This window comes from Micrococcales bacterium (assembly GCA_016703125.1).
Lineage (GTDB): Bacteria > Actinomycetota > Actinomycetes > S36-B12 > UBA10799 > JADKAV01.
In genome coordinates this window covers 226,661-244,233 of record JADJCR010000004.1, presented here as the reverse complement: position 1 = coordinate 244,233, position 17,573 = coordinate 226,661, and the positions used below count along the sequence as shown (strand labels likewise).

16 protein-coding genes, 1 tRNA gene and 2 pseudogenes are annotated in these 17,573 nt (G+C 68.6%); 16 read left to right on the top strand and 3 right to left on the bottom strand.

Annotated features, from left to right (window positions below; genetic code table 11):
* Positions 1-5 precede the first annotated feature (5 nt).
* Positions 6-368, bottom strand: coding sequence for a DUF4262 domain-containing protein (locus IPG68_07925; protein ID MBK6763199.1), 363 nt, complete (start codon positions 366-368; stop codon positions 6-8).
* A 159-nt stretch (positions 369-527) separates the two neighbouring features.
* Between IPG68_07925 and glmS the strand changes: the two are divergent.
* From glmS to IPG68_07850, 15 genes and pseudogenes are all read left to right on the top strand, one after another.
* A pseudogene (gene glmS, locus IPG68_07920) lies at positions 528-2,374 on the top strand (glutamine--fructose-6-phosphate transaminase (isomerizing)).
* 61 nt (positions 2,375-2,435) lie between these two features.
* Positions 2,436-3,176 carry a MerR family transcriptional regulator gene (locus IPG68_07915; GenBank protein ID MBK6763198.1) on the top strand — a complete coding sequence of 247 codons (741 nt, stop codon included), beginning with the start codon at positions 2,436-2,438 and terminating at the stop codon, positions 3,174-3,176.
* A gap of 66 nt (positions 3,177-3,242) precedes the next feature.
* Complete coding sequence (locus IPG68_07910; protein ID MBK6763197.1) at positions 3,243-3,692, top strand: septum formation initiator family protein; 450 nt, start codon at positions 3,243-3,245, stop codon at positions 3,690-3,692.
* Complete coding sequence (locus IPG68_07905) at positions 3,679-4,191, top strand: DUF501 domain-containing protein (GenBank protein ID MBK6763196.1); 513 nt, start codon at positions 3,679-3,681, stop codon at positions 4,189-4,191. Before IPG68_07910 ends, IPG68_07905 begins: the two co-directional genes overlap by 14 nt.
* Positions 4,188-5,103 (top strand): annotated as a pseudogene (locus IPG68_07900) (Ppx/GppA family phosphatase). The gene IPG68_07905 and the pseudogene IPG68_07900 overlap by 4 nt, the downstream one beginning before the upstream one ends.
* A 10-nt stretch (positions 5,104-5,113) precedes the next feature.
* On the top strand, positions 5,114-5,632 hold the full coding sequence (locus tag IPG68_07895; protein MBK6763195.1) for an ACT domain-containing protein: 519 nt from the start codon (positions 5,114-5,116) through the stop codon (positions 5,630-5,632).
* A 5-nt stretch (positions 5,633-5,637) separates the two neighbouring features.
* Entirely contained in the window at positions 5,638-6,165 is a 528-nt protein-coding gene (def, locus tag IPG68_07890) for a peptide deformylase (GenBank protein ID MBK6763194.1), read from the top strand.
* Between the two features lie 12 nt (positions 6,166-6,177).
* A tRNA-Leu gene (locus IPG68_07885) sits at positions 6,178-6,259 on the top strand.
* Between the two features lie 132 nt (positions 6,260-6,391).
* On the top strand, positions 6,392-8,599 hold the full coding sequence (locus IPG68_07880; protein ID MBK6763193.1) for a S8 family serine peptidase: 2,208 nt from the start codon (positions 6,392-6,394) through the stop codon (positions 8,597-8,599).
* Between the two features lie 69 nt (positions 8,600-8,668).
* Positions 8,669-9,499, top strand: a complete 831-nt coding sequence (locus tag IPG68_07875; GenBank protein MBK6763192.1) for a Bax inhibitor-1/YccA family protein — start codon at positions 8,669-8,671, stop codon at positions 9,497-9,499.
* A gap of 10 nt (positions 9,500-9,509) precedes the next feature.
* On the top strand, positions 9,510-10,217 hold the full coding sequence (locus IPG68_07870; GenBank protein MBK6763191.1) for an MBL fold metallo-hydrolase: 708 nt from the start codon (positions 9,510-9,512) through the stop codon (positions 10,215-10,217).
* 29 nt (positions 10,218-10,246) lie between these two features.
* Positions 10,247-11,176 (top strand): SGNH/GDSL hydrolase family protein, encoded by a 930-nt coding sequence (locus IPG68_07865; protein MBK6763190.1) that lies wholly within the window; start codon positions 10,247-10,249, stop codon positions 11,174-11,176.
* Positions 11,177-11,800: 624 nt separating this feature from the next.
* Positions 11,801-13,054, top strand: coding sequence for an APC family permease (locus IPG68_07860; protein MBK6763189.1), 1,254 nt, complete (start codon positions 11,801-11,803; stop codon positions 13,052-13,054).
* 43 nt (positions 13,055-13,097) lie between these two features.
* On the top strand, positions 13,098-14,156 hold the full coding sequence (locus tag IPG68_07855; protein MBK6763188.1) for an alpha/beta hydrolase: 1,059 nt from the start codon (positions 13,098-13,100) through the stop codon (positions 14,154-14,156).
* A 346-nt stretch (positions 14,157-14,502) separates the two neighbouring features.
* Complete coding sequence (locus IPG68_07850; GenBank protein MBK6763187.1) at positions 14,503-14,826, top strand: hypothetical protein; 324 nt, start codon at positions 14,503-14,505, stop codon at positions 14,824-14,826.
* Here IPG68_07850 and IPG68_07845 read toward each other — a convergent pair.
* Together IPG68_07845 and IPG68_07840 are read right to left on the bottom strand one after the other, a co-directional pair.
* On the bottom strand, positions 14,788-15,906 hold the full coding sequence (locus tag IPG68_07845) for an aminotransferase (protein MBK6763186.1): 1,119 nt from the start codon (positions 15,904-15,906) through the stop codon (positions 14,788-14,790). The genes IPG68_07850 and IPG68_07845 overlap by 39 nt on opposite strands.
* On the bottom strand, positions 15,903-16,832 hold the full coding sequence (locus tag IPG68_07840) for an ornithine cyclodeaminase family protein (protein ID MBK6763185.1): 930 nt from the start codon (positions 16,830-16,832) through the stop codon (positions 15,903-15,905). Before IPG68_07840 ends, IPG68_07845 begins: the two co-directional genes overlap by 4 nt.
* 27 nt (positions 16,833-16,859) lie before the next feature.
* Between IPG68_07840 and IPG68_07835 the strand changes: the two genes are divergently transcribed.
* On the top strand, positions 16,860-17,444 hold the full coding sequence (locus tag IPG68_07835; GenBank protein MBK6763184.1) for a helix-turn-helix domain-containing protein: 585 nt from the start codon (positions 16,860-16,862) through the stop codon (positions 17,442-17,444).
* Positions 17,445-17,573: the final 129 nt, after the last annotated feature.

The window sequence follows — 17,573 nt, the reverse complement described above, 5'->3', positions numbered from 1 at the left end:
TCCCGTCAGCCGGCTCGCAGTTCCAGCGCCCGCACACTGCTGCCGTACACGTCGAGCGCCACCAGCAGATCCGCCGGCGATACCGGCCCCAAGAGGTACTCGCAGCCGTCGTGGCTGAAGACCCGGGATCCCGGCCCGGTCTGCCCCGCGAGGCACAGTTCGGCCGCGTGGTTGAGCAGATCGCCTGCGGACTGCGGACTCAGGCCCACGACGCAGATCTCGGGGAGTCCGAACCCGGTGAGGCCGACCGTGTAGGCCAACGAGGGCACCTGCGGATCGGCCTCCACGAACTGGACCAGCCACCCGAAGTTTTCGATGGTCCGGACAACCTGTGCCCGCAAGTCGGCCTCGGAAAGGCCGTCGCACATCTCGCACATCTGATTCTCCTGCTCCGCGCGCACTGTCGGCGCTGCGTGTCCAGCACACGACAGGGGTGCGACGCGCAACTGCCGCGTCTGGGCCGGGCTGTGTACAGGTGGACGCCAGCGCTGCCGGGCCGGAGTCCGCAGGCAGGTAGCGTTGATGGCATGTGCGGAATCGTGGGCTATGTGGGCGACAAAGATGCGACTGACGTCGTGATCGAGGGGCTGCGACGACTCGAGTACCGGGGTTATGACTCGGCCGGAGTTGCGATCGTGACATCCACGGGAGTGCAGTCGCGCAAGCGGGCCGGCAAACTGGCGAACCTGGAGTCAGCACTGGCAGAGACACCGCTGCCGAATACCACGGTCGGCATCGGCCACACCCGCTGGGCCACCCACGGGGCACCCAACGACGTGAACGCGCACCCCCACCTCAGTGAGGACGGACGCCTCGCGGTCATCCACAACGGGATCATCGAGAACTTCGCCGAGTTGCGCGACCAGCTCCAGGCCGGCGGTGCGACGTTCCTCAGCGAGACCGACACCGAGGTCGCCGCACACCTGCTCGCCCGGATGCTCGCCGATTCCGGCGATCTCACCGAGGCGATGCAGCGAACCTGCCGTGAGTTGCGCGGCGCCTTCACGCTGGTGGCAGCATCTGCGGATTACCCCGACACGCTGGTGGGCGCCCGGCGCAACTCGCCTCTGGTGGTCGGTCTGGGTGATGGTGAGACGTTCCTGGCCTCCGATGTCTCCGCGTTCATCGCCCATACCCGGCAGGCGATGGAACTGGGTCAGGACCAGGTCATCACGATCACCCGTGACGGCGTCGAGGTCAGCGACTTCGACGGCGCGCCGCCAAGGGCACCGAGTACGAGGTCACATGCGACGACAGTGCCGCGGAGAAGGGCGGCTACGACCTGTTCATGCTCAAGGAGATCGCCGAGCAGCCCAAGGCAGTCGCCGACACCCTCCTCGGGCGGATCACCGACGACAACCGCCTCGTGCTCGAGGGCTTGACGATCTCGGACACCGAACTGCGCGAGATCGACAAGATCGTGGTGGCTGCCTGCGGGACGGCCTACCACGCCGGCATGGTGGCGAAGTACGCGATCGAGCACTGGACGCGGATCCCGGTCGAGGTGGAACTGGCCAGCGAGTTCCGCTACCGCGACCCCATCCTGGACCGGCAGACCCTGGTCATCGCCATCTCCCAGTCCGGCGAGACGATGGACACCCTCATGGCGGTCCGGCACGCCCGCCATCAGGGATCGCGGGTGCTGAGCATCTGCAACACCCAGGGGTCGACCATCCCGCGGGAGTCCGACGCCGCGTTGTACACGTACGCGGGGCCGGAGATCGCCGTGGCATCGACGAAGGCGTTTCTCACGCAGTTGGTCGCCACCCACTTGTTCGGGATGTACCTCGGGCAGGTGCGCGGCAACCTGTTCGGCGACGAGATTCGATCCCTGGTGTCGGACCTGGCCAGCATGCCCAACAAGATCGACCGCGTACTCGACACGATGGACCCGGTGCGCGAGCTCGCCCGGAGGCTCAAGGACGCGAGTTCGGTGCTGTTCCTGGGCCGGCATGTCGGGTACCCGGTGGCCCTGGAGGGTGCCCTGAAGCTGAAGGAACTGGCCTACATGCACGCGGAGGGGTTCCCGGCCGGGGAGTTGAAGCACGGGCCGATCGCACTCATCGAGGACGGCCTGCCGGTCATCTCGGTGATGCCGTCACCGCGGGGCCGGTCATTGCTGCACGAGAAGATGATCTCCAACCTGCAGGAGATCCGGGCCCGGGGCGCCTACACCATCGTCATCGCCGAAGAGGGCGATGACGGCGTCGAGCCGTACGCCGACGAGATCATCTGGGTGCCCGCGGTGCCCACGTTGATGCAGCCGCTGGTGACCACCGTTCCCCTGCAGGTCTTCGCCTGTGAACTGGCCACGGCCAAGGGCCACGATGTGGACCAGCCGCGCAACCTGGCCAAGTCCGTCACCGTGGAGTAGGACCCGCTGGCGGAGCGGCCGCGCTTGACCTTGACGTAGCGTCAACCTTTAACCTCGAGGGGTGGAGTACAGCATCACCGAGGTGGCGGCCCTGGCCGGCGTGACGAGCAGGACACTGCGGCACTACGACGCCATCGGACTGCTGCCCGCCGGGCGCCAGGTGCGCAGCGGGTATCGCAGTTATCGGCAGGAGGACCTGGTGCGACTGCAGCGGATCCTGCTGCTGCGCGAACAAGGTCTCGGGCTGCCCGACATCGCCCGGATCCTGGCCGGCCGGACCGATGACCGTGTGGCGCTGCAGACCCACCTCGAGCAGTTGCGGGCCCAGCGCGGCCGCCTCGAGCGACAGATCGCCAGTGTCCAGCGCACGGTGACGGCCTTGAAGAAGGAGGAACAGATGCAAGCCGAAGACATGTTCGACGGTTTCGACCACACCAAGTACCGCGAGGAGGTCGAACAGCGGTGGGGTGAGCAGGCCTACGCCGAAAGCGACCGGTGGTGGCGGGGGCTGGGCGAGGAGGGCAAGCAGGCTTTCATGGCCGAGGCGGCAGCCATCAGTGCCGCCTGGCAGGATCTGCGAGCCGAAGGCGTGGCGGTCGACGACGACCGCGCTGCGCGCCTCGCGGCCCGGCACGTGCGGTGGATCCAGCAAGGGTGGGGTGGTCGGCAGCCCTCCTCGGAGGCCATCGAAGGGCTGGCCCAGATGTACGTCGCCGACGAGCGCTTCGCCGCCAACTACGGCGGGCTGGCCGGGGCCACGTACGTGCGCGACGCACTGCTGATCCACGCCCGATCCATGTGAGCCACGGACACGCCGGATAGCCTGCCAATGCACACAGGTCGGACCGGGGTGGGTGAGTCTAGGAACGTGGAACGTACCAGCACGATCCGGGCTGCCCAACGCCCGGGCCTGACGACCGGCCGGCTGACGGTCGTCGTCATCATCGCGGCGGCACTGCTGCTGACGTTGGCCCTGCCGCTGCGGGAGTTCCTCAACCAGCGCTCGATGATCGCCGAACTGGAAGCCACCACAGCTGCGCAGCGGGAGCGGGTCGACGCGCTGCAGGAGGAGGCGGACAAGTGGGCCGACGATGCGTACGTGGTCGGGCAGGCGCGTGAGCGGTTCCACCTGCAGTACCCCGGCGAGACCGGTTATGTGGTCACCGACCCGCCGGTCACGGCGCCGGCGACCCAGCCGCTCACCCAGGACTCCGAGGACAACTCCGCGTGGTACGAGCGGGCGCTGCGCAGCGTGCAGCAGGCACAGCAGCAGCCCGATCAGTCCGTGGTCGTGGTGCGTCCAGATGCCCCCCGCTGAACCACCGTCACCCGCGGATGTGGCCGCGGTCAGTGCCCAGCTCGGCCGGCCGGCGCGTGATGTCGTGGTGGTGGCGTCGCGCTGCCCCTGCGGCCTGCCCGACGTGGTCAGCACCGCGCCGCGACTGCGCGACGGGACACCGTTCCCCACGTTCTTCTACCTCACGTGTCCGCGCCTGACATCTGCGATCTCGACCCTGGAGTCCGAGGGGGTGATGGCGGCCATGCAGCAGCGCCTGGCGCAGGACGAGGATCTGGCGCGGCAGTACCGCCAGGCGCACGACGTGTACCTGCAAGAACGCGCCCACCACGGCGACGTACCTGAGATCGACGGCGTGTCAGCGGGCGGCATGCCCGACCGGGTCAAGTGCCTGCACGTGCTGGTCGGTCAATCACTGGCCATGGGGCCGGGGGTCAACCCCTTCGGCGACGAGGCCCTGGCCGAACTGCGGCGGCGCGGCGTCCTCGACCGCACAGAGCCCTGTGTGGAGGTGCCGTGAGAGTCGCTGCGATCGACTGCGGGACCAACTCCATCCGGCTGCTCATCGCCGACGTGGACGCCGGCCGCCTCACCGACGTCGTGCGGGTCATGCGTGTCGTGCGACTCGGGGAGGGGGTCGACGTCAGCGGACGACTGTCGCCTGCGGCCATGCAGAGGACCTGGGATGCGGTCTCCGATTACGCCGCGCAGATCCGCGGAGCAGGGGCTCACCGGGTGCGGATGGTCGCGACCTCCGCCTCGCGCGACGCGCAGAACGCAGGGGAGTTCGTGGCCGGGGTGGTCGACCGCCTCGGCACCGCCCCGGAAGTGATCTCCGGGGACGAGGAGGCCGCCCTGAGTTTCGCCGGTGCGGTGTCGGCGGTCGACGTGCCCGGCCGGGTGGCGGTCGTCGACATCGGCGGGGGTTCCACGGAGTTCGTCGTGGGCACGTCCGGGGTGGAGGCGGCGGTCAGTGAGAACATCGGCTGCGTGCGCATGACTGAGCGGCACCTGCACGACGATCCGCCGACCGGGGCGCAGGTGGCCGCCGCCACCCGGGACATCGACGCCGCCGTCAGCCATGCGCTCTTCGTGACCGCGTTCGCCGCTGCCGACGCCATCGTGGGACTTGCCGGCTCGGTGACGACCGTCGCGGCCCTGGCGATGGATCTACCCGAGTACGACCCGCAGCTCATTCACGGCTCCCATGTCGACGCCGGCGACGTCCACGAGATCACCAGCCGGATGCTCGCTGCGACCAGGGAGCAGCGCGCAGCCGAGCCCGTGATGCACCCGGGTCGCGTCGACGTCATCGGGGGGGGCCCTTGTGCTCGACCGCATCCTGACCCTCGGTGGCTTCGACGAGGTGGTCGTCAGTGAGCACGACATCCTCGACGGGATCGCGCTGAGCCTGGCGGCGACCGGGCAGTAGGGTGCCTGGCATGGCCCTCTTGGCAATCACCGTGCTCGGGCACGATCGTCCCGGGATCATCGCCGACGTCACCAAGGTCCTGGCCCGGCGCGACGCCAACGTCGAGGACTCGTCGATGACACTGTTGCGGGGGCACTTCGCGTGGACCCTGGTCGTCGGCACCGACACCTCCGCCGAGGTGGTCGCTGCGGAGCTCGCCTTCCTGGAGTCCGACGACCTGATGGTCAGCGTGCTGCCCGTAACCGACGAGCAGCTGGCACCACCGGCGCAGGCGCGCCCGTTCGTCATCAGTGTGCATGGCGCAGACCGGGTCGGCATCGTCGCTGCGATCACCGACGCCATCGCCGACCGTGGTGGGAACATCACCGACCTGCAGACCCGGCTCGGTGGCGGTCTGTACGTCGTCGTGGCCGAAGCCGACTTCCCCCGGGAAGCTGACGCCTCGTCGCTGACCGAGGATCTGAAGGAGGTCGGCCGCACGGTGGGCGTGGACGTTTCAGTGCTGCCGGCCGACCAGGATGTCCTGTGACCGCACTGCAGGTTCCGCTCCCGGACGGGGTGGTCCGCCCGGTCGTCACCGCTCCGGCCGAGGTGCTGTCCACTCGCTGCGCGGAGGTGGATCCGACCGCTGCTGACGTGGTGCAACTGGCCGCGGATCTGCTGGCCACCATGGCGGTGTCACCGGGGTGCGTGGGTCTGGCGGCGAACCAGGTGGGGGTCGCATGGCGGGTGTTCAGCCTGGACGTGAGCACGCACCCGAAGACCCGCACGTGCCACGGGCGTTTTGTGCTGGTCAACCCGGTGGTCACGCAGGCCTCGCGCAACGAGAAGGCCCGTGAGGGCTGCATGTCGGTGCCGGATTTCACCGGGGACGTCAAGCGCGCAACCCGCCTTGTCGTGACTGGTCAGGTGCCGGTCACTGGCGCAACCGTGACCCTGACCACCGACGCGTTCGAGGCCCGCGCTGTACAGCACGAGGTGGACCACCTCGACGGCTTCCTCTTCCTGGATCGCGTGGTCTCCGCCGCCGGGGTCCATCGGCGCAAGGTGTATCTGGACTAACCTGGGTGAGGCGCCCGGGTGGCGGAATCGGCAGACGCACTCGGCTTAAACCCGAGGGTCGAAAGACGTGCGGGTTCAAGTCCCGCCCCGGGCACTGTGGGGCCCTTTGCGCGAGGGTGCAGTCCGCGATCAACGGCCAGGGTGGCTGAGGTCTGCGAACGGGCAGTTCGCGGATCCACATCGGTCCTTACGCCGTCCAACTCCGGTGAGCGCTTACCCTGAGGTGATGCGTGGCACACGGCTGATCGTGGCCGCGGTGGCAGTGTCGGCCACGGCGGCGGGCTTGGTGGTGCCTCCGGCCGCCGCCGAAGCAGCACCGCTGACCGTCCAGCCCCGTCCCTCCGAGGTCGTGGGCCTGGTCGTCACCCGGGATCCGGGTACGTCCGCCCGGCAGGCGCAGGCCTTGGTAGCAGAGGCGGTGGGCCCCGTTGAGGGCCGTCGTCCAGTGGCCCCCGGCGTGACGGCGATATCCGTCCCGGACTTGAGCGCGGCACAAGCCGTGCGGGCTGCGCGCAGCCTCGAGGACGAAGCCGGGATCGCCCGCGTCGACCTCGACACCCGCGTACATCCCGATGCCGTTCCCGACGACCCGCTGTTCGGGCAGCAGTGGGCACTGAGCGATCCGGTGTCGGGGGTGGCGGCACCATCCGCCTGGGATCTGGCCACGGGCGCCGGACAGGTCATCGCCGTGATCGACTCGGGCATCACCGGGCATCCCGACCTGGTAGCCAACCTGTTACCCGGCTACGACATGATCGAGGATCCGGTCAGCGCACACGATGGGGACGGCCGGGATGCGGATCCCGCCGACGAGGGGGATTGGCTCACAGTCTCCGAGATCCAATCGAACCCCGGCACCTTCGCTGGATGCTCGATCCAGACAACGTCGTCCTGGCATGGCACCCACGTTTCCGGGATCGCCGCGGCCACGGGGAACAACGGCACTGGCGTGATCGGCGTCGCACCGAGCGCGAAGATCTTGCCCGTCCGGGCCCTCGGCAAATGTGGGGGGACGATGTCGGATGTCGCGGCTGCGGTCACGTGGGCCTCCGGTGGCGAGGTGCCGGGCGTGCCCACGAATCCGACGCCGGCGGACGTCATCAACCTGTCGCTGTCGTCGGCGACGTCCTGCCAGCCCTTCGTTCAGGCTGCGATCGACGGTGCGATGAGCCGCGGTACGACCGTTGTGGCCTCTGCCGGTAACAACGCCGCCCCGTTCGTCAACTACTCGCCCGGAGGTTGCTACGACATCCTCACCGTGGGTGCGCTGACCAGGACCGGGAGCCGGGCGACCTACTCGAACTACGGCGTCGTGGATCGGGATCTGCCGCTGTTCGCCCCCGGTGGCACTGCCACGAACGCCACCGCGGGCATCCTGTCCACCATCAACCTCGGCCAGACCACGGCGACCACCGGCGGGTACGCCGCGTACTACGGCACGAGCATGGCTGCACCGCAGGTAGCCGGTGCCGCGGCGGTCCTGCAGGAGCGGGCACCGATGGCCCCGAGTGCCGTCGCAGAGCACCTGCGGGACACCGCCCGCACATTTCCGGCCGGCAGCAACTGCACCGGCTCCTGCGGGGCGGGCATGCTCGACGTGCGGCGGGCCCTGACGATCTCGCCCCGGGTGCCCGGCCCGAGCGGTGAGCTGGTGGCCTCGCCTGCGGATTCGGCCCTGTCGGTCTCCTGGTCGGCACCCACGGATCCCGGCACCGGTCCCGTCGTGGCATACGCCGTCGAATACCGCCCGGACGGCGGCGACTGGATCGTCGTGCCGGACCTCTGGAGCAGCACCCTGACCCGCAAGGTCCTCAGCGGACTGACAAACGGCGTGGGCCACCAGGTGCGCGTGGCCGCACGCAACGTCTTCGGTCAGGGCCCGTGGACCCAGTCCGGCGTCGTGACCCCCCGTGGCCTGCCCGGCGGTGTCCAGATCCTGTCGGTGCGCTATCCGACCAAGACCTCGGTGCGACTGCGGGTGGGCCTGCCTCCCGAGCAGCTGACCGGCCTGCAGTACCGGTTGACCCGTACCGGCCGCGCTCCCGGGGATTGGACGGACGCCGCGCTGTCACCGTCGATGCGGATCAACGGTCTGGCCAAGGGTGTGCGCCACACGCTGGAGGTCCGAGCGTTCAACGAGCGCGGTGCGGGTGCCTCGGCGTCCCGACAGGTGGCCACACCGGTGAAGCCGGGGAAGGTCCGGGCGCTGAAGGTCAGGCGTTCCGGGCCTCGGGCACGGATCGTGTGGAAGCCGCCGGTACGCACAGGCTTGAAGGTGCGCTACCGGGTCCGGATCGGTCAAGGACTCTGGTTCACGACGTCCAGGACCAAGTCCTCGGTGCGCAAGCTGGCTGCGGGTCCGGTGCGCTTCTCAGTGCGGGCCCGTAACGAGGCAGGTCTGGGACCTGTTCGAGTTCTCGTGAAACGCAAGTAGGACGTCGCAGCCGTGGCGTAGTGGTGCGTGTCAGCGTCACCCCGTAACCTTGTGCCAAGGAGGACACATATGCAATCAAAGAACCCGATCTTCCGGGACATCGAGAAGCAGCCCGGTTTCGCCTACAACGAGGGCGTGAACGCCTACCAGCAGGCCGCTGCGGGCACCGCCACCCTCGACCAGCAGGGCGGCCCGACCATCGGTGCGCCCACCGCCGGGCGACCCATGACCATCGACGACGTTGTCACGAAGACCGGCATGGCATTCCTGACACTGGTGATCGGTGCCGGGATCGGTTGGGTACTCACCCCGGCTATGCCCTGGCTGCCTTTCGCCGCGATGATCTTGGGGCTGGGCATCTTCTTCGTGGGCGCCTTCCGCAAGTTGCCCAAGGCGGGCACGGTGCTCTCCTACTCGCTGGTCGAGGGCGTGTTCCTCGGCGGCATCAGCATGTTCTACCAGGACTTCGTGGCCGCGTCCGGCAGCGATGCCAACATCATCGCCCAGGCTGTGCTGGGCACGCTGGTGGCGTTCGCCGTGATGCTGGTGCTGTACAGGACGCGGATCATCAAGGTCAACGGCACTTTCGTCAAGATCATGATGGTGGCGATGATCTCCTACCTGGTGATCGCGCTCATGAGTTTCGTTGCAGCGCTGTTCGGCGTTGGTGGCGGCTGGGGCTTCTACGGCGTCGGTGGCCTGGGCCTGCTGCTGTGCGTGGTGGGCGTGGGCCTGGCGGCGCTGTCGCTGAACCTGGACTTCGCGGCCATCGAACAGGGCATCAACGAGGGCCTGTCCGAGGACTACTCCTGGCGGATGGTCTTCGGCCTCATCGTCACGCTGGTGTGGCTGTACCTGGAGATCCTGCGGTTCCTGGCCATCCTCAACAGCAACAACTAGTCAGCGCAACATGGGTGTGGTCGCCGTCGGCAGGGGGGTCTACCGGATCCCCACCGCCGGCGACTTCATCAACTCGTTCGCGTTCGTGGAGGACGATGGGTCGGTGACCCTGGTCGACACCGGCACGCGACTGGCCACCAAGCGGATCGTCAATGGCCTGGCGAGCTTCGGCAAGCATCCCCGCGATGTGCAGCGCATCATCCTGACCCATGCACACAGCGACCACGCGGGGTCGGCCGCCCGCCTGCTGCCACACACCCGGGCGACGGGCGCGTACGTCCACGTCGACGATGCCGACTACATCCGCGAAGGCACCCCGGCACCGTACACATCGGCCGTCCTCGGGATGTTGGACCGGCTGCCCGGAATGGGCTTCCCCGCCTGCCCGGTCGAGCGGACGATCACCGACGGGGAGGTCCTTGCTGTGGCCGGCGGTCTGCAGGTCCTGCACACCCCCGGGCACACCCCCGGTCACGTGAGCCTGCTGCACCAGTCCTCCGGCGTGCTCATCACGGGCGACTCGATCTTCAACATGAACCGACGGATGACGTGGCCGTTCAAGATGGCGTGCACCGATTTCCCGCTCAACAAGCGGACGGCTGCGGTGCTGGCCGACGTCGAGTACCGCGTGGCTGCGTTCACCCACGGGCCGCACATCGACTCCGGGGCGCGGGAGGCAGTGCGCGGATTCTTGCGCCGCGAGGGCGTCGTGCAGTGAGCCGTGCCTCGCACGCGAGACGACTGGCCATGACGGCCGCCTACGGGGGTGGGGGTGTCGTGGGGTTCGGCGCGGCTGCCTTCGGCCTTGCCGTGGCGCAGGGACGGCACGCGCGCAAAGAGATCGGGGTGCGCCGGCACGCTGCTCCCTACGCCGACGGGCTCTACGGTGCGCGCAGGCAGGGCACGTCGCAGCGTTTTGTGATGCTCGGGGATTCGCTGGCCGCCGGGCTCGGGGCGGGCCATGTGCGTAACACCCCGGGCGCGATGCTGGCCCAAGGCATCAGCAACGTCTTGGACCAGCCGGTGCGGTTGATGAACACCGCTACCGTGGGAGCCCGCAGCGCGGACCTGTACGGACAGGTCGACCGGGCTCTGCACATGCGCCCGCACATCGCGGTCATCATCATCGGCGCTAACGACATCACCCACGTCGGACGGCCGCAGGCTGCGGTCTCCCATCTCGAAGAGGCAGTCCGCCGACTGCGTGCTGTGGGCTGCGAGGTCGTGGTCGGAACCTGTCCCGACGTGGGTTCCGTACAGCCCATTCCGCAGCCACTGCGGTGGGTGGCCCGGCGCCTGAGCAGGCAGTTGGCTGCCGCGCAGATGATCGCGTGCGTGCGGGAGGGTGCCCACGGGGTTTCCTTCGCCGATGAGCTCGGAGACGAGTTCGCCAGCGACCCGGACCTGTTCGCCGAGGACCGCTTCCACCCGGGCCCGGAAGGCTACGAACGGGTCACGCAGGTGCTCTTCCCGGCGGTACTCGTCGCACTCGACTCCGCGCGGCCGGACGACGAGACGTCGGTGAGCGTGGTGGAATTGTCCGAAGCCGCGGCAGATGCCGCGCAGGAGGCCGGGACCCACCTGGCCGCCGGTGGTCGCGGTCCCAGAGGTCCGTGGGCGCTGATGCGTCGCGTGCGGCGTCACCCGGTGCCGGAAGTGGAGCAGGTACGCCCATGAGTTACGAACGCGAGTTGGAGATGACCGCCGACCGCCTGCGTCAGTTGCCGCCCACTCGGCTGCGGATCGAGAAGCAGGCGTATCGCCGGGTCCTGCGGGAGATGACCGGCCGGCCCGTTCCGGACATCGCCCCGCAGGCCTGGGGGGATCAACTGTGGGTCATCGGTAGCGAGGTCCCCGAGGACCGCCGGGAGGCACTCGTCGACGATCTGATCTCCTGCGGCGGGCCTTCGACCTGTTGCCGTAGTGCGGTGAGTGGCGGCTCTTGCCGGCTCCGGCGCCGGGTTCCCGCACTCCAGATGTGCCGGGGGTGTTACGGATGCTCGGGAGCGATTCGACCGCGCAGTTTCGCTCCCCGTTGTACGTGTCTCTCCCCCCTTCGGCCGAAGGACCCCGGCGCCGGGTTCCCGCACTCCAGATGTACCGGGGAGTGTTACGGATGCCGGGGAGCGATTCGACCGCGCAGTTTCGCTCCCCGCTGTACGTGTCTCTCCCCCTTCGCCTGTGCGCGGCGCAACGGCTCGGCCAGTGGGCCACATGAGGACGTGAACCACTGGGACGTTGCCCTTCACCGCACTCATAGTCGGGTCGGACGTCGGTAGCGTGACGGTCATGGCGGCGGCGATGGACTCCGGAGGGTCGCTGGCCCGCCGGTTGTCCACCCGGGATGCTGTGGTCATCGGGCTGGGCTCGATGATGGGTGCCGGAGTGTTCGCGGCATTCGCGCCAGCGGCCGCAGCGGCCGGCGCCGGGCTGCTCGTCGGTTTGCTCATCGCCGGTTTCGTGGCCTTCTGCAATGCAGCGGCGTCCGCGCAGTTGGCTGCCCAGTACCCCACCTCCGGCGGGACCTACATCTACGGCCGCGAGCGGCTGGGGGACTGGTGGGGATTCCTCGCCGGGTGGGGTTTTGTCATCGGCAAGACCGCCAGCTGCGCCGCCATGGCCCTGACCTTCGGCGTCTACGTGGCGCCCGGAGACTGGAGCAAGCCCGTGGCCGTCGCGGCCGTTCTAACCTTGGCGGCGATCAACTACCGCGGCGTCACCCGCACCGCCTCGGCAACAAGAGTCATCGTGGTGGTGGTTCTCGCCAGCCTCGTCCTGGTGGTCGCGGCATCACTGGCCGGGGCCTCCCGGGTGGATGTCGGTGACTGGACATGGACAGGGGGCTGGTACGGCGTCCTGCAATCCGCCGGGCTGCTCTTCTTCGCCTTCGCTGGGTACGCCCGCATCGCCACCATGGGCGAGGAAGTCCGGGACCCGCGCCGGGCGATCCCCACGGCGATCATGACCGCACTCTTCCTCGCGCTGGCCGTCTACGCCGTGGTCGCGGTGGCGCTGCTGCTGGCGCTGGGGCCGGCCGGGATGGCCGCCACGCCCGCGCCGCTGGTGGGGGCGGTCGAGGCTGCCGGATGGCAGTGGGCGGCGCTGCCCGTGCGGGTGGGCGCGGCAGCCGCAGCGCTGGGCGCACTGCTCGCGCTCATCGCCGGGGTCGGACGGACCGCGCTGGCCATGGCCAGGCACGCTGACCTGCCGCGGTGGTTGGCCGCTGTGCATCCGCGTTTTTCAGTACCGCATCACGCGGAGGTTGCTGTGGCGATCGTGGTGTGTGCCCTGGTGCTGGTCACCGACCTGCGGTCGGCGATCGGGTTCTCCTCGTTCGGCGTGCTGCTCTACTACCTCGTCGCCAACGTGTCGGCGTGGACGCAGGACGGCGCGGATCGCCGGTATCCGCGCTGGCTGCAACTTGTCGGCGCCGTCGGCTGCGCTGTGCTGGTGGTGACGCTGCCGGTGGCGGCGGTGAGCGTGGGGATCCTGGTATTCCTCGTGGGAATCGCGTACCGCATGGTTCGCCTGCGTATGGCACGGGACAGCGTCTGAAGGCCGGTAGGTTCGTCATACCACTCGCCACCGGGAGCATCACATGCCGACGACCAAGAGACCCGCGCAAGAGCGCTTCGCCCGCCGACTGCTGCGCGGGCTGGGGGCACTGCCCCCGGGTGTGCAGCGGGGGTTGGGTGGACGAACCGTCCGCATCGACGGCCAGGAACTGAACCCCGAGGTGCAACTCGCGTTGCGCCTGCTCAACCTGGCGGCCGGGGAGACGTTCGAGAGCCTGCCGTTGGAGCAGGGCCGCGCCCAGATCAGCAGTGAGGCGTGGGTCTTCGGCGACCAGACCCCCGTGGCCACTGTGCGTGACCTGACGATCCCGGGTCCGGCGGGGGATATCGGTGCTCGCCTGTACCGGGAGGCACCTGAGCCGTCCGCGCTGCTGGTGTATTTCCACGGCGGCGGTTGGGTGCTCGGCGATCTCGAGGTATCCGACGCGGCCTGCCGGTTTCTCGCTGCGAACGCCGGCCTGGCAGTGCTGTCGGTCGACTATCGGCTGGCCCCCGAGGCCCCGTTCCCCGCGGCCGTGGATGATGCCGTGGCCGCGTTCCGGTACGCCGTGGAGCACGCGGCGGAGTTCGGTGCCGATCCTGCGGCCATCGGGGTCGCGGGGGAGAGCGCCGGCGGCAACCTGGCGGCCGTCGTGTCGCAGGTCACCACCCGCGAAACCGGTGCGGCGCCAGCTTTTCAACTGTTGTTCTTCCCGGTGACGGATCTGTCGACCAAGCACCGGTCGTACTCGCTGTTCTCCGAGGGCTTCTTCCTCACGGAGTCCCAGATGGACTGGTACAAGGCCCGCTACCTCACCGATCCCGAACAAGCGCTCGACCCGCGGGTCTCGCCGTTGCTGGCCACCGACCTCTCCGGCCTGCCACCGGCGTACATCGCGGTGGCGGGGTTCGACCCGCTGCGCGACGAGGGGGAGGCCTACGCGGCGCGCCTCAAGCAGGCCGGGGTCCCCGTCTCCGTGCGGCGCCACAGTGGACTCATCCACGGCATCATCAACGCCACTGGTGTGGGGCACGCGGGGCGGGATGTGCTGCTCGAGGCAGCGGGCGCGTTGCGTGTCGGGCTCACAGCTCACGCCGGCTGAGCGCCACGGGTGCTGCAGCTGAACCCGACGCGGTCCACAGCAGCCATGATGTCGGGCCGGTCCCCAGTCCGTCGCTGAGGTGGTGGGCCGTCTGGAAGGGCAGAGTCCATCCCGGCATCCGCAGTCCCGCGCGGCGATATCGGTCGCGTGGGTGGCGGGCCGCGCCGCCCGCGTCTATGGGCGGGATCACGTCCGACGGTTGTGTCCATTTGTCGGCCGCGTTGCTACCGTTGAGGGGTGACCACCGCTACGCACCTCACTTTCCCCTTGTACGGGGAGGACGTGCGCCGCGGCGACTTCCGGTAGTGGCTGGCCTGCCGTCCACCCACTTGAAGTCTGGAGTCACATGTCTGCATTTCTCGCTGTCATCACCACGTCCTGGGGCCTCGTGATGGCCCTGGCCCCGCTGTTGCAGTTGCGCATCGTCATCCGCGAGCGCGATGCCGGTGGCGTGTCGCTGGCCTGGATCAGCATCCTGTTCGTCGGGTTCCTGCTGTGGTTCTCCTACGGTCTGGCCAACCGTGACGTGCCGCTGATCCTCACCAACGCGGTGTCCATCACCGCGACAGCTGCCCTGCTCATCGCCATCCGGGTCTATGACCGCCCGGAGGTTGAACCTTCGCCCGTATCGCTACGGGCGACCGCGGAGGAATCCGCTCAAGCGCGGTAGCCCTTCGGCCAGGACCTGCGGGTTGTTCGCGTAGCCGATCCGCAGGTAGCCCTCGACATCCAGCGCGCTCCCGGGGGTCAGCATGACGCCGGTCTCTTCCACGAGTTGTACGCACAGGTCCCGGGATGTCAGGTCGAGGTCGTACTTCAACAGGGCCGTGGTCCCGCCCCGCGGCGGCACCCAACTGATGCGCTTCTCTTGTGCGATCCACTCAGACAAGGTCGCGTGGTTAGCGCGCACGAGTTGGCGATTGCGGGCCAGGATCGTGTCGGCGTGCTCGAGGGCGATGCTTGCCAGAAGATCGTCGATCATCCCGACGCTGATCGTGTTGTAGTCCCGATGAATGGTGAGGTCTGCGATCAGATCCGTGGGTGCAGCGACCCAGCCGAGGCGCAGGCCAGCCAGGGAGAAGGCCTTGGACATGCTGCCCGTGCTGATCCCCCGCTGGTAGAGATCGGCCACCGAGGCCGTGGTGCCCGGCCCCTGCTGGTCGATGCCGCGGTAGACCTCGTCGCACAGCAGGTAGGCCCCAGCCGCGTCGCACAACTGGCTGATCTGCGCCAGGGTCGACGCGTCGACCAGTGAACCGGTCGGGTTGTTCGGGTTGGTCAGCGACACCACCTTGGCGCGCCCGCCGATGGCGTCGGCCAACTCGTCGAGGTCGGGCTGCCAGTTGTTCTCCTCCCGCAGGTGGACGAGGCGGACCTCGGCCCCTATCGACTCGGGGATGGAGTAGTGCTGCTGATACGAGGGAACGATCGCGACCACCCGATCGCCGGGCTCGACCAACGACAGGTAGATCAGATGGTTTGCGCCGATCGCGCCGTGCGTGATCAGCACGTTCTGTGGGCTCTGTTCCGCGTAGAGTGCGGCCACGGCGCTGCGCAGCCGGTCGCTGCCCTCGATCTCGCCGTACGTCAGCTTCATGGGCAGCAGGTCTTGAAGAAGGTCGGTGTGGCCGGTGAGGTCCAGCAGCTGGCGCACGGTGAGCGACTCCACGCAGGTCTCCGCGAGGTTGTAGGTGCAGCGCGTCTCGTACTCGTTCATCCACTGCTCGACACCGAAGGGGCGGATCTTCACGATGCGTCTCCTGCCTCGAGGGCGACGCGGGCCACGGCGGCATCCTCTATGCCCAGTCCGACGGACCGGAAGAACACCACGCGCTCGCCCGAGGGCCCGGGGGAGGTACCCGACAGCAGGCCGGGGAGGTCCCCCCGGATGTGGTCGATGGTGAAGTCGTCAGCGAGCTTCATCTCGCCGGCGGCGGCGAACGCGGCTGGCGTGTGGTCGGCGTACACGTCCATGTCGTGCAGGCTGCCCGGATCGATCTCGTGGGCGTTGGGGGCGTTGGTCGACACCGAGGTCACGAGGGTGCCGGCGCGTAGGCGTGTGACGTCGATGACTGGGGCCGCCGCCGATGTGCACAGCAGGACCACATCGGCGCCGGCTGCTGCCTCGTCGGCCGAGTCGGCGAGGGTGACGTCTCCCAGGTCGTTGAGCGCGGACTGTGTCATGGACTGTGCGAAGACCCGGACATCTCCGAAGGGCCGCACGTGGCGGACATGGCGCAGGTGGGCCTGACCGATGGGTCCGAGGCCGATCACCGCCAGTGTGGTGGCATCCGGACGGGCCAGCAGGTCCACCGCGACGGCGCTGGTGGCGGCGGTGCGTTCGGCGGTGAGTCGAGAGGCGTCGGCCAGCAGCAGGGGCTGGCCCGTGCGGGTGGACAGCAACAGCGTCCACGCGGTCACGATGGGTGCCCCGTCCGGTTGTGGGATGTACGGAGAGACTTTGACGGCGTAGACACCGGCCTCGGACAGGACGGCCTGGTAGGCGATGACGTCGCCACCGGTCGGGAACTTGGTGACGACCTGGGGCGGCTGGACCGCCTGACCGCCGGCGAGCTCGAGGAATGCTGCTCGTACAGCGGCCTGTACCTCTGGCTCTGGCAGGTGAAGGTCGGTATCCTCAACTACAGTGATCATAGTGAGCAGTATATTGCTCATTGGACTAGAACTCAAGAGGAGGCCGCCATGGCCGGTGACGGGGTGACGCCGGACTTCGTGGTCCACGTCGGCGGTGAAGTGCGTCAGCGCCGGCAGCGGGCGGAGATGACGGTGCAGGAACTGGCCGATGCGGCGGGGGTTAGCCGGCGGATGCTCACGCAGATCGAACTCGGTCAGGCGAACCCGAGCCTCGTGACCGTCGACAAGATCGCACGCGCCCTGGGCACGGACTTCCCGTCGTTGGCCCGCGAGGTCGGACACGACCCACTGTCGGTCAATGCTCCGGGATCGGCCGCGGGTGTGTGGTCATCCACTGCGGGTAGCCGCGCCATCCTGCAGGTGGCTACTCTCGGCAGCCCCTCAGCGGAGCTCTGGGAATGGACCCTTCAGCCGGGCGATAGGTACGACGCCCAGCCAGACCCGGCTGGGTCGCAGGAGTTGTTCTTCGTCATCACCGGACGGTTGACCATCGAAGTCACCGGGGTGGATGCCGTCGTCGTGAATGCCGGAGGTTCCGCTCGGCTCGCCAGTGATCGTCTGTACTCCTACCAGAACGACGGGCGTCGCGCCACGCGCTTCGTGCGGGTCGTCCAACTCGGCTCGACGCCGTGAGTCAGGCGGGGGGCGTCGGGATCTCAAGGCGGGAGTGAGGCCTCAACCCGGGAGAGGTTCAACCCTGCAGAATCGCTCCCGGATGTGGGCTTCACTCCCGGTTGCGGGAACCGCGGCTGCACTGCCGGG